This window comes from Streptomyces sp. NPDC003943 (assembly GCF_053605265.1).
Map to the genome: position 1 here is coordinate 42,499 of NZ_JBSGIW010000053.1, position 11,604 is coordinate 54,102.

10 protein-coding genes and 1 pseudogene are annotated in these 11,604 nt (G+C 72.2%); 1 reads left to right on the forward strand and 10 read right to left on the reverse strand.

Features of this window, described 5'->3' with window-relative positions:
* Positions 1 to 43 precede the first annotated feature (43 nt).
* Both ACWEV0_RS21835 and ACWEV0_RS21840 read right to left on the reverse strand, forming a co-directional pair.
* On the reverse strand, positions 44 to 1,345 hold the full coding sequence (locus ACWEV0_RS21835; RefSeq protein WP_453151039.1) for a uracil-xanthine permease family protein: 1,302 nt from the start codon (positions 1,343 to 1,345) through the stop codon (positions 44 to 46).
* Complete coding sequence (locus ACWEV0_RS21840) at positions 1,342 to 2,466, reverse strand: aryl-sulfate sulfotransferase (protein WP_453151040.1); 1,125 nt, start codon at positions 2,464 to 2,466, stop codon at positions 1,342 to 1,344. The genes ACWEV0_RS21835 and ACWEV0_RS21840 overlap by 4 nt, the downstream gene beginning before the upstream one ends.
* A gap of 158 nt (positions 2,467 to 2,624) precedes the next feature.
* Between ACWEV0_RS21840 and ACWEV0_RS21845 the strand changes: the two genes are divergently transcribed.
* Positions 2,625 to 3,179, forward strand: a complete 555-nt coding sequence (locus tag ACWEV0_RS21845) for a helix-turn-helix domain-containing protein (protein WP_453151041.1) — start codon at positions 2,625 to 2,627, stop codon at positions 3,177 to 3,179.
* 81 nt (positions 3,180 to 3,260) lie between these two features.
* Here ACWEV0_RS21845 and ACWEV0_RS21850 read toward each other — a convergent pair whose 3' ends face one another.
* The 8 genes and pseudogenes from ACWEV0_RS21850 to ACWEV0_RS21885 form a co-directional block, all read right to left on the reverse strand.
* A complete protein-coding gene (locus ACWEV0_RS21850; protein WP_399749970.1) occupies positions 3,261 to 3,842 on the reverse strand; it encodes a GTP-binding protein in 582 nt (193 codons plus the stop codon).
* The gene (locus ACWEV0_RS21855) at positions 3,823 to 4,398 is read right to left on the reverse strand and encodes a DUF742 domain-containing protein (RefSeq protein ID WP_453151042.1); all 576 of its coding nucleotides are present in this window, start codon (positions 4,396 to 4,398) and stop codon (positions 3,823 to 3,825) included. The genes ACWEV0_RS21850 and ACWEV0_RS21855 overlap by 20 nt, the downstream gene beginning before the upstream one ends.
* A gap of 93 nt (positions 4,399 to 4,491) precedes the next feature.
* Entirely contained in the window at positions 4,492 to 4,905 is a 414-nt protein-coding gene (locus ACWEV0_RS21860; protein ID WP_362534025.1) for a roadblock/LC7 domain-containing protein, read from the reverse strand.
* 10 nt (positions 4,906 to 4,915) lie between these two features.
* Positions 4,916 to 8,209: a nitrate- and nitrite sensing domain-containing protein gene (locus ACWEV0_RS21865; protein WP_453151043.1), complete on the reverse strand. Its 3,294-nt coding sequence runs from the start codon at positions 8,207 to 8,209 to the stop codon at positions 4,916 to 4,918.
* 353 nt (positions 8,210 to 8,562) lie between these two features.
* A complete protein-coding gene (locus tag ACWEV0_RS21870) occupies positions 8,563 to 9,153 on the reverse strand; it encodes a GTP-binding protein (protein WP_453151044.1) in 591 nt (196 codons plus the stop codon).
* Entirely contained in the window at positions 9,134 to 9,541 is a 408-nt protein-coding gene (locus ACWEV0_RS21875) for a DUF742 domain-containing protein (protein WP_451607841.1), read from the reverse strand. The genes ACWEV0_RS21870 and ACWEV0_RS21875 overlap by 20 nt, the downstream gene beginning before the upstream one ends.
* 158 nt (positions 9,542 to 9,699) lie before the next feature.
* Complete coding sequence (locus ACWEV0_RS21880) at positions 9,700 to 10,113, reverse strand: roadblock/LC7 domain-containing protein (RefSeq protein ID WP_265864815.1); 414 nt, start codon at positions 10,111 to 10,113, stop codon at positions 9,700 to 9,702.
* 9 nt (positions 10,114 to 10,122) lie between these two features.
* Positions 10,123 to 11,604 (reverse strand): annotated as a pseudogene (locus ACWEV0_RS21885) (histidine kinase); the annotation flags it as partial.

An 11,604-nucleotide genomic window follows, 5' to 3' on the forward strand; every position in this document is an offset into this window, starting at 1 on the left:
CGGCTCCTCCCGAGCCGGGGGCTTCGGCGTTGCCCGGCCACCCCTACCCGGTGGATTCCGCCGTGGTACGGGCTCCGGGCCGCGCCCTCGTCAGGACCGGGGTCAGCAGCACCGCCGTCAGGGTGCCCGCGACCACGCCGCTGCCCAGGACCGTGCGGGCCGTGGCCGGGAAACCGTCGTACAGGCCCGGGACGAGCAGCGGCAGCAGGCCGGCCGTGAGCGCGAGGGCCGCCGCCATCGCACCGCCGCCGGTGCCGGAGAGGTCGGCCCGCCGCAGCATCTCCACGCCCATCACGGCGATCACCGCGTACACGACGAGCGAGGAGCCGCCGACCACGGCCGGGGGCAGGCCGGCCACGGCCCGGGAGACCGGGGTGGCCAGGCCGAGCGCGACGAGGAGGACGCCCGCGCCCGCGGTGACGAACCGGCTGCGGACGCCGGTGAGCCGGACGATGCCGATGTTCTCCGCGCTGGTCACCATCAGCGACGTACCGAACAGGCCGCCGACCAGCGACACCAGCGCGTCGGCACGGGCGACCCGGGGCACGTCCCTGCCGGGGTCGGGAGTGCGGCCGACGGTCTCGCTGTTCAGCACCGTCTGGCCGGTGATCTCGGCCAGGGTGGTGAGGGCGAAGACGAGCAGCGGGAGCGCGGCCAGCGGATCGAAGCGGGGCATGCCGTACGGGAGCGGGGCGGGCAGCGAGAAGCCGCTGCCGGCGGCGGGCGTGAACGCGCCCAGGCCGGTGACGACGGCGATCAGCGTGCCCGCCGCCATGCCGATGAGGATCGCCGTCTGCCGCCACACCCCGCGCAGCAGCAGCGCGGCGGCGACCGTCGCGGCGACGGTGAGGCCGGCGAGCAGCACGGCGCGCGGTTCGCCGCTGCCGTCGGGGCCGGTGACGAGCCGGGCGGCGACCCGGATCATCGCGACGCCGATGAGCAGCACGGTGACGCCCATGACCAGCGGCGGGAAGAGCCGGACGATCCGTGCGTACAGCGGCAGCACGGCGATGAGCAGTGCCGCCGCGAGCAGCACGGAGCCGGTGGCGGTCGGCGCGCCGTGCTCCTGGGCGATCTGGAGGAACAGCGCCGTCGCCGCTCCGCCGGGCAGCATCACGAACGGCAGCCGGGCGCCGATCCGCCACCGGCCGAGCGACTGCAACAGCGCGCCCGCGCCGCACAGCACGAGCACGGCGCTGAGCAGGGACGCGGTGGCGCCGGGCGACAGACGCAGGGTGCCCGCGGTGAGGAAGACGGTGGAGACCGGGGCGGCGATCAGCGCCAGGACGTGCTGGGCGGCCAGCGGGACGAGGCGGTGCGGGGGGACCCGTTCGGACGTGGTCACGAGCCGGCTCCGAGCCACGGGAGGTCGGCCGCCCGGTAACGGTAGGCGCGGAAGACGGCGTTGGGCTCGGCGGGGAACAGGCCGCGCACCTCCTTCTCGCGGTACGGGGCGAAGTGCGGGACGACGTACTCCCAGCACAGGTAGCCGTCCCGGGTCACCTCGAAGAGCCGCCCGGAGGGGGAGTCGGTGACCAGGGTGTTGCCGTTCGGCAGCCGCTGCGCGGAGCCCATGAACGGGGCGAAGAAGAACTCGCGGGCCGGGTCGTGGTACTCCCACACCACCTTGCCGCTGCCCCGGTCGATCTCGATCACCCGGGAGTACGGGACGTCGCTGTGCGGCCGGAAGACGCCGTTGTCGAAGACGAGCAGCCGGCCGTCGGCGAGTTCGGTCGGCGCGTGCTGCTGGGAGACGGTGCCGGGCTCGGTCCGCCAGAGGATCTCTCCGGTGGCCCGGCTGATCACGACGACGGCGGAGACGCTGCGCAGACTCGCCAGGATGTTCCCGTCGGCGAGCGGGGTCACGCTGTTGATCAGGGGCCAGTGCTCCCGGGCGTACGCGGGGTGCAGCGGGTAGTCGGCGCGGTCGAGGTGGTCGGCGGCGCGCCAGGACCACGACAGGGTGCCGTCCGGGGCGACCTCGCGGATGGTGTCGGCCCACACCGTGCCGTCCTGCGCCTCGGAGCCGGGCACCCCGCCGCGTACGGAGGCGGCCTCGGCGCCGCGCAGGGGTTCGAGCGCGGTGTAGAGGATCCGTCCGTCGTCGAGGTGGTGGGCGTCGTGGTGCTGGAACGGGTCGCGGTGCTCGCCGAGCACGGTGCCGTCGGGCGCGGCCCGCAGCATCACGCCGCCGCGGTACTTGTGCCACATCGGGAACAGCGCCGGCTCGCCGGGCAGTACGCCGTTGTAGGCGAGGGTGCCGTCGGCGAGCAGCCGGGCGTGCCGGCCCGGCCGGTAGGGGAGCGTCCACTGGTGGACGGGCCTGCCGCGCAGGTCGACGAGGTAGACCTCGCCGGAGCCGGTCAGCGGGGCGAAGAGCGTGTAGCCGGGGGAGGCGGCCTCCTCGTCGAGGGCGATGAGGCCGGTGGGGCGCCGGCGGCGCGAGTTCTGGTCGACGACGGGCATGGCTGGACTCCTCAGCTGTCAAAGTTTCTTTGATGAGAGCAACTGGCTTTGACCGTAGAGGTGTGGTGTGACGGGCGTGTGTCAGGAGTACGAAACCGTGGCCGGGGTCGTCGCCCCCATCGCGTAGGGTGCCGGGAGCAGGGGGAAGGGAGGGGCCGATGGAGGAGACGAACACGCCGCGCGTGGGGGCCGCCGTGCGCCGGCGGCGCCGCGCCCTGGAGCTCACCCTGGCCGACGTGGCCGCCCGCAGCGGGCTGTCCTCGCCCTTCCTGAGCCAGATCGAGAACGACCGGGCCCGGCCCAGCATGCGCTCACTGCAGCGGATCGCGGACGCCCTCGACACCACGGCCGTGCAGCTGCTCGCCGCCTCGGACGAGACGCGCACGGTCGACGTCGTGCGCGCCGACGCCGACAGCGGCCTGCACCCCGATGCCCGGGTGCGGCCCGTGGTGCGCGGCCGTCACCAGTTGCACGCCCTGGAGTTCACCGGCGCGCAGGAGGCCGACCGCGAGTTCCGGCACCGCAACGACGAGCTGTTGTACGTCGCGGACGGCGCCGTGGAGGTCGAGGCCGAGGGCCGGGTGCACCGGCTCGGGCGCGGCGACACCATCCTGCTCTCCGGCGGGGTGCGGCACCGCTGGCGCACCACCGGTCCCGGCGCGCGGGTCCTGGTCGTGGCGGTGGGCGACCACGTCGAGGTCCTCGGCTCCTGACCGGCCCGCACGCATGCGAAGGCCCCGTACACCGGATCGGTGTACGGGGCCTTCGCGCAACTGTCCTCGGTCCGCCGGGACTTACCGCAGGCGCGCCATGAGCGCGTGCTCCACCAGGGTGATGAGCGCGCTCTTGGCGTCCGCGCGGTGGCGGGCGTCGGTCGTGATGATCGGGGTGTCGGGGCCGATCTGCAGGGCTTCGCGGACCTCGTCGGGGGTGTACGGCTGGTGGCCGTCGAAGCCGTTCAGGGCGATGACGAACGGCAGGCCCGAGTTCTCGAAGTAGTCGACCGCGGGGAAGCAGTCGGCGAGCCGCCGGGTGTCGACCAGGACGACGGCGCCGATGGCGCCCCGGACCAGGTCGTCCCACATGAACCAGAAGCGGTCCTGACCCGGCGTACCGAAGAGGTACAGGATCAGGTCCTGGTCCAGGGTGATGCGGCCGAAGTCCATGGCGACAGTCGTCGTCGTCTTGTCGCCGGTGTGGGTGAGGTCGTCGATGCCCGCGGAGGCGGAGGTCATCACGGCCTCGGTTCGGAGCGGGTTGATCTCGGAGACGGCGCCGACGAATGTGGTCTTGCCCACGCCGAAGCCGCCCGCCACCACGATCTTCGCGCTGGTGGTAGAACGAGCCGCACCGCCGTTAGAGCTTGCGAAGTCCACTGAGCACCCTTTCGAGCAGTGTCACGTCTGGCTGACCGCCGGCGGCCTCGTCGCCGCCGGGCTGGTGGATGGCGACAAGTCCGGCCTCCGCCAGGTCGGCGACGAGAATCCGGGCGACGCCGAGGGGGATGGAGAGAAGTGCCGAGATCTCGGCGACCGACTTGATCTCGAAGCACAGTCGGCAGATCCGCTGGTGCTCGGGCAACTGCCCCTGCAGCCGGGCCGGATCGGCCGTCGTACTGACCAGCGCCTCGATGGCGAGCTGGTACCGGGGCCGGGTACGGCCACCGGTCATCGCGTACGGACGGACGAGCGGGTTGTGCCCGCCCGAACCGCCCGCGGAGCCGGGCCGGCGGCCGGGCGCGGCGGGCGCGCTCGGGGAGCCGGCGGCGGTGTGCTGGACGTGCTGCGGGGCCTGGGGCTGCTGGTAGGGCTGCGACATGCCCTGTCTGCTCGGCGCGGAAGGGAAGTTGTAGCGGTTCTGCGCGGCGTCGCCCAGCGGCGCCTGATGTGCGTCATAACCGTTGTAAGGGCTCGCGCCCGGGGGTGTGCCCACGTCTCCTCCTCCGACTGCCTCGCGGCCCCATGTCCCTTGGAACCGCGCCACCGCACACTACGGTGCGGTGACGAGAAACGCACTGTCTGTCTGTTAGTTGAGAAGACTTCCCTGAAGTTCCGCCCGCAGGTCGGGCGTCAGCACGCTGCCCGCGCGGTCGACCAGCAGCGCCATCTCGTAACCCACGAGACCGATGTCGGACTCGGGGTGGGAGAGCACCGCCAGCGAGGAGCCGTCGGAGATGGACATGATGAAGAGGAAGCCGCGCTCCATCTCCACCACGGTCTGGTTGACCGCGCCGCCCTCGAAGATCCGGGACGCGCCCGCGGTCAGCGACGTCAGACCGGACGCGACCGCCGCAAGCTGGTCGGCGCGGTCCCGGGGGAACCCGTCGGACATCGCCAGCAGGAGGCCGTCGGCGGAGACCACCACCGTGTGGGACACCCCGGGGGTGTTGTCCACGAAGTTGGTGATCAACCAGTTCAGATTCTGCGCCGCCTGGCTCATCGCGCTCACACTAACGCTCCTGGTTGTAGGTGTTGCCCGGGCCGAGGCCCGATCCGTTCGTGTCCGTACCCGCACTGCGTCCCTGCTGGATGCCGCGGCGCAGGTTGCTCAACCTGCCCCGGACGTCCTCCGGTGCGCGGGAGACCTGGGGGCCGCCCTGCGGGGTGTGCTCCGCCGCGCCCTCGACCAGATTGGCCTTGGGGACCCGTCGCGGAAGGCCGGAGGAGGTGACCCCGCCCGCCTTCGGGTCGCGGAGCTTCTCGGCCCGCTTCCAGCGCTCGTCGTTGGCCGAGCGCCAGTCGTCGGAACCGTCGGCGGCGATGCCGTTGCCGGCCTCGCCGCCGTGGCCGCCATTGCTGGCGGCGCTGCCGTTGCCGGCGTTGCCGCCGTGGTGGACGTCGCCGACCGGTCGCGCGGGCTGGGCCGGCGACGCCTGGGGGGCGACGCCGCCGCGGCGCGGCAGTCCGGCGTCGGTCAGTGCGTGGCCGGCGTCCGGGACCGGGTTCGGCGTGGCACCCGGACGGTCGAAGCCTACGCGGTCACCGTCCTGTTCGGGAGCGCCCCGGAGAGATTCCGATTCCGACCCGAACTGCTGCGCGTAGCCGTCGGCGTAGCCGGTCTGCTGCGGCCAGTCGTCCTGCTGGGCCTGGGGTTCGAAGCCGTTGGCGTAGCCCTGCCGGCCGTCCGCCGGGGCCTCGTACGCGGCTTCCGCATACGCCTGCTCCGGGTAACCGTCGACCTGCTGTTCGTACCCCTCGTACGCCTGCTGCGCCGGGTAGCCCTGCGCTGCGTCGTAGCCCTGCTGGGGGAAGCCGTAGGCGTCCTGCGGCTGGGCGTAGGCGTCCTGCCCCTGAGCGTAGTCGCCCGGGTACTCCGCGGCGTACTCCTGCTCGTGCTCCTGCGGTACGTAACCCTGCTGCGCGCCGCCGAGGTCGGTCCCGTCCTGGAACAGCGCGGCGTCGCCGCCGGGCTGGGCCTGGGCCTCCAGGGCCGCGCGGCGCTCCTCGCGCATCAGCGAGCGGTTGACCGGGTCGAGCTGGCGCTCGTCGGCCGGCTCCTCGTAGCGCGAGTCGTCGAAGCCGAGCTCGGCCGCGGTGCGCATCGGCTGCGTCTGCGGGTCGAAGGACGGCTGCTCCTGCTGCGGCATCATCTGCGAGACGGTGAAGCCGTCCTGCAGCGGCTGGTCGCCACCGCCACCGTGCGTGATCGCGTCCGGCAGCATGACGAGCGAGGTGGTGCCGGCCTGCTCGCCCGAGGGGCGCAGCTGGACCCGGACACCGTGCCGGTCGGCGAGCCGGCCGACCACGAACAGGCCCATGCGCTGCGAGATCGCGGCGTCCACGGTCGGCGGGTTGGCCAGCTTGTGGTTGATGTCCGCGAAGTCCTCGGCGGTGAGGCCGATGCCCTTGTCGTGGATCTCGACCATGACGCGGCCGTCGGGCAGCCGGGTCGCGGTGACCCGGACCTTGGTCTGCGGGGAGGAGAACGTGGTGGCGTTCTCCAGGAGCTCGGCGAGCAGGTGCACGAGGTCGGTCACGGCCTGGCCGTGGATGTCGGCCTCCGGCACGCCCTCGATGTCGATGCGCTCGTACTGCTCCACCTCGGAGGCGGCGGCGCGCATGACGTCGACCAGCGGGACCGGCTGGTCCCAGCGGCGGCCCGGCTCCTGGCCGGCGAGGACCAGGAGGTTCTCGCCGTTGCGGCGCATACGGGTGGCCAGGTGGTCCAGGCGGAAGAGGTTCTCCAGCTGGTCCGGGTCGGCCTCGTTGTTCTCCAGGTCGGTGATGAGGGTCAGCTGGCCCTCGATCAGCGACTGGTTGCGCTGCGACAGGTTGGTGAAGATCGCGTTGATGTTGCCGCGGAGCAGGGCCTGCTCGGCGGCGAGCCGGACGGCCTCGCGGTGCACCTGGTCGAAGGCGCGGGCGACCTCGCCGATCTCGTCGGTGGTGTCGATCGGGATGGGCTGGACGCGGGTGTCGACCCGGCCCGGCTCGGTACGGGACAGCTGGTCGACGAGCATCGGCAGGCGCTGCTCGGCGATGCCGAAGGCGGCGGAGCGCAGCTCGCGCATCGAGCGGCCCATCTGGCGGGCCATGAGACCGGCGATGACGAACGCGGCGAGCAGGGCGACCACGACGACGCCACCGTTGACCCAGGCGTCGGTCTGGGCGCTGTCGGAGATGTCGGCGGCCTCGGTCACGGCCTTGTCGACGAGTTCCTTCTCGACCTCGGTGTAGCCGTCGAACTTGGCGGTGGAGACCGCCATCCAGGTGTCGGCGGTGATGCCTTCCTGCTTCAGCGAGTCGATGGCGTCGGCGTCCTTGGACCGGCCGATCGCCTGCGCCACGCCGGCGTAGACGGACGGGTCCTGGCCGCCGCCCTTGGGCAGCTCGATGCCGAGCGCGGCCATCTTCTTGGAGCCCTCGGCGGCCTTGCCCGCCATGACCTCCTTGAGCCGGTCCACGTCCTCCTGGGTACCGCCGGAGTTGTACTCGCCGAGGGCGATCTGCTCCAGGTAGTTGTACGAGTTGAACGCAACCGTCTGCTGCGCGAAGACGTCCTCCTTCTTGGAAGGACGGACGAGCAGCTGGGTGCCGATCGAGCGCTGGAGGGACTCGGCGGCCTTGGCCAGCTGGATCGCGTAGACCGTACGGCCGTAGCTGGTGATGTTCCCGGTGCCCAGACCGAGCTCGTTGGAGAACTCCATCAGGTAGTGCTGGACCTCGGTGTAACCGAGCTGGGTGTTCACCGGGTCCATGGCACGGGTGTAGGCGACCTTGCGCAGCTCCTGCAGCTTGGGCTCGGTCTTGCGGAACAGCCCGAGGCGGCGCTCCAGGCCCTGCCCGCCCGGCATGTTCTGCACGGCCTGGTCGAACTTGGCCTTGGCCTCGTCGGTGGCGGCGTACGCCTGGGTGACCTCGTCGCTCTGGCGGTCCTCGGCGCTCTTGGCCTTGAGCAGCGGAGCGGCGGTCAGGTCGCGCTCGTTGAGCAGTGCCTGGCCGTAGTCCGACGCGGCACGCACGATGAGCGCCGTCTTCTCGGCGTCCTGCGCCTCCTGCCAGGTGTCGATGGACGTCTTCACCTGGAAGCCGCCCATGACGAGGCCGACGAGCGCGGGTATGAGGAGGATCGCGTTCAGACGCGTGGGCACGCGCCAGTTGCGCGGGGCCAGCTTGCTGGAGCTGCCCTTGCGGCCGGTGGCCGGGGGTGGAAGCTCTTCCGCGAACTGCGGCACCGCGTGGGACGGCGGCGTGAAGTTGCCCCGCGCCTGCGGTTCCGCGGAGCTTTCCTTGCTTCGCCTCACTCGACCAACAACCTCTCGGCGTCGGCACCTACGTTGTGCCGGGTGTTTCGTTTCAGGGCCGTACTACTCGGGAGTTCATGAATTGCAGCACGTGAGGGGGGCCGCATCCAAACAGTGCGAAGCAGCCGGTTTTCCGTGCTCACGCCACAGATAAAACGGGCATAAAGAGCGAGCCCCGCCAAAAGGCAGGGCTCATGTGAGCACAGCGATACCGCTTGGATGCGTCGGGTGTCCGACCCGCCCCGATTCTCTGTCGGATTGTTATGAACGTGGGGGTGGCCGTGTCGAAGGACACAGACCACCCCCAAAACCTCTACGACAACTGCCGTATATCGACTTCTACTTGATGTGTACTACTTCAAGCGGGCCATGAGCGCGTGCTCGACGAGGGTGATGAGCGCGCTCTTGGCGTCCGCACGGTGGCGGGCGTCGGTCGTGATGATCGGCGCGTCGGGCCCGATCTGCAGCGCCTCCCGGACCTCGTCCGGCGTGTACGGCTGCTGCCCGTCGAAACCGTTGAGCGCGATCACGAAGGGGAGGCCCGAGTTCTCGAAGTAGTCCACGGCCGGGAAGCAGTCGGCGAGCCGCCGCGTGTCCACCAGGACCACGGCACCGATCGCACCGCGCACCAGGTCGTCCCACATGAACCAGAAACGGTCCTGCCCGGGCGTGCCGAACAGGTACAGGATCAGGTCCTGGTCGAGGGTGATGCGGCCGAAGTCCATCGCCACCGTCGTGGTGGTCTTCCCGCCGGTGTGCGTCAGGTCGTCGATGCCCGCCGAGGCGGAGGTCATCACGGCCTCGGTCCGCAGCGGGTTGATCTCGGAGACGGCGCCGACGAACGTGGTCTTGCCCACGCCGAAGCCGCCGGCCACCACGATCTTCGCGCTGGTGGTCGACCGGCCCGCCGAGGCGGAACCGGCGCTAGAGCTTGCGAAGTCCACTGAGCACCCTTTCGAGCAGTGTCACGTCCGGCGTGCCGCCGGCCTCTCCGTTGCCCGGCTGGTGGATGGCCACCATGCCGGCCTCGGCCAGGTCGGCCACGAGGATGCGCGCCACACCGAGCGGCATCGACAGCAGGGCCGAGACCTCCGCCACCGACTTCACCTCACGGCACAGGTGGCAGATCCGCTGGTGCTCGGGGAGCAGGGTGGCCAGGTGTGCCGGGTCGGCCGTGGTGCTGACCAGCGCCTCGATGGCGAGCTGGTAGCGCGGCCGGGTCCGGCCGCCGGTCATCGCATAGGGACGGACCAGCGGCTGGTCGCCTTCCGCTCCGTACGGATCGTCTATGGAGACGCCGTACGGATCGTGAGAGGCGGGGGGCGGGGTCATGAATCCTCCGGGCGTGACAGCAGAACCTTCTGCCGTCTGATGGGGCCGGTGGGGGGCCGGATGGGGCGGCCGGACGGTGAACGGTCCGGAGGCGGTGCGGAGGGGCGCACCGCCCTGGGCACGTCGGTTCGGTTTGCGGATACGAGTAAGGGGTCGGCTTAGCGGAGCAGGCTGCCCTGGAGCTCGGCCCGAAGGTCGGGGGTGAGCACGCTGCCCGCACGGTCGACGAGCAGCGCCATCTCGTAGCCCACGAGGCCGATGTCGCACTCCGGGTGCGCGAGCACGGCCATCGAGGAGCCGTCGGAGACGGACATGATGAAGAGGAAGCCGCGCTCCATCTCCACCACGGTCTGGGCCACGGGTCCGCCCTCGAAGATCCGGGACGCCCCCGCGGTCAGCGAGGTCAGTCCGGACGCGACCGCCGCCAGCTGGTCGGCACGGTCGCGGGGGAACCCTTCGGACATGGCAAGGAGCAGTCCGTCGGCGGAGACCACCACCGTGTGGGACACCCCGGGGGTGTTGTCCACGAAGTTGGTGATCAACCAGTTCAGATTCTGCGCCGCCTGGCTCATCGCGCTCAACTAACGCTCCTGCTGCTGGGTCGGACCGACGTGGAAGGAACCCGTGGTGGAGTTGCCCGCCTGACGGCCCTGCTGGATACCGCGGCGCAGATTGGTGAGCCGGCCGCGGACGTCGTCGGGTGCGCGGGAGACCTGGGGGCCGGCCGTGTTGGCCTGCTCCTGGGCGGTCCCGGGCACGAGGTTGGCCCGCGGCACGCGCCGCGGAAGCCCGGAGGTGGTGACGCCGCCGGCCGCGGGCTTGCGCGCCCGCTCCGCCTGGCGCACCAGCTCGTCGTTGGGCGAGGTCCGCCAGGCGGCCGCGCCGTTCTGCCGCCCGGCCTCCGGCTGCTGCGGGGCCGCCGGGGCGGGCCGCTGCGGGACCACCGGGGTCTGCATGGTCCGCTCGACGTCCGGCACCCGCGGGGCCGGGGCGGCCTGACGCGGCGCCGGGGCCTGCTGCGGGCGGGCGCCCTGCTGACCCTGCTGGGCCTGGGCCTGCTGGGCCTGGTCCTGGTGGAACCAGTTGGTCTCCAGCGTGTCGTACAGCGGGGTACGGCCGTCACCGGCGGGCGGCGCCGGCGGCAGGGCCTCCGGCTGACGCGGCTGCTGGAGCTGCGGCTGCCGGGGCTGCTGCGGCTGGGCCGGCTGGTTCGCCGGACGCTGCTGCGGCGCGGGGGCCGGAGCGTGCTGCTGCGGGGCCTGTGCCTGCGGCACGTACGGCTGGTGGCCGAACGCCTGCTGCTGCGGGGCCTGCTGGTGCTGCGGCGCCTGCGGCATCCCGTAGTCCTGCTGCGGGAACTGGCCGGTGGAGGCCGGGTCCTGGTGCGGGAACTGGCCGGTGGAGGCCGGGTCCTGGTGCGGGAACTGTCCGGTGGACGCCGGGTCCTGGTAGCCCTGCGGGGCCTGGGGCATCCCGTAGTCGGGGCGGGCGAACTGTCCGGTGGAGCCGGGGCCCTCGGGGTAGCCCGGGACCGGCTGCGGGTAGCCGCCGGTGGTCTCCGGGTCCTCGTGGCCGCGCGGCGCGTCCAGCGGGCTCATGTCCTGCTGCGGCCGGCGGACCGGCTGCACCGGGTCGTTGCCCCAGCTGGTGGCCTGCGGGCGCGGCTGCTGCGGGTTGCCACCGGGCAGCTCGGCACGCGGGAAGCCGTTCTGGCCCTGCGCCGCCGGCTGCTGCCGGTCCTGCGGAGCCTGCTGGGCCTGGCCGCCCCAGATGTCCGTACGGGACGGGATCGCGCTCTGCGCGCCGCCGACGAAACCGCCGGGCACCCCGCCGCCGAGACCCGGCTGCTGCGGGTCCTGCGGTACGGGCGGCAGCTGCGCGGTCTCCGGACCCCGGTCCTGGGACCGGTCCTGGGACGGGGTCGGCGCCTGCGAGCGCTCCTGGAAGAGGTTCGGACCCTGCGGCTGCTGCGGAGCCTGGCCGTTCGGCCGCTGGCCGCCCTGGCCGGGCAGCGCGCCACGGGCCGGGCCCGCGCCGAGCCGGCCGCCGGGCGCGGACGGGGC

What these genes read in the sequence shown, in the direction of transcription:
- ACWEV0_RS21840 (WP_453151040.1), bottom strand. Translation starts at nt 2,466, where the DNA reads ATGCCCGTCGTCGACCAGAACTCGCGCCGCCGGCGCCCCACCGGCCTC.
- ACWEV0_RS21845 (WP_453151041.1), top strand. Translation starts at nt 2,625, where the DNA reads ATGGAGGAGACGAACACGCCGCGCGTGGGGGCCGCCGTGCGCCGGCGG.
- ACWEV0_RS21860 (WP_362534025.1), bottom strand. Translation starts at nt 4,905, where the DNA reads ATGAGCCAGGCGGCGCAGAATCTGAACTGGTTGATCACCAACTTCGTG.
- ACWEV0_RS21875 (WP_451607841.1), bottom strand. Translation starts at nt 9,541, where the DNA reads ATGACCCCGCCCCCCGCCTCTCACGATCCGTACGGCGTCTCCATAGAC.
- ACWEV0_RS21880 (WP_265864815.1), bottom strand. Translation starts at nt 10,113, where the DNA reads ATGAGCCAGGCGGCGCAGAATCTGAACTGGTTGATCACCAACTTCGTG.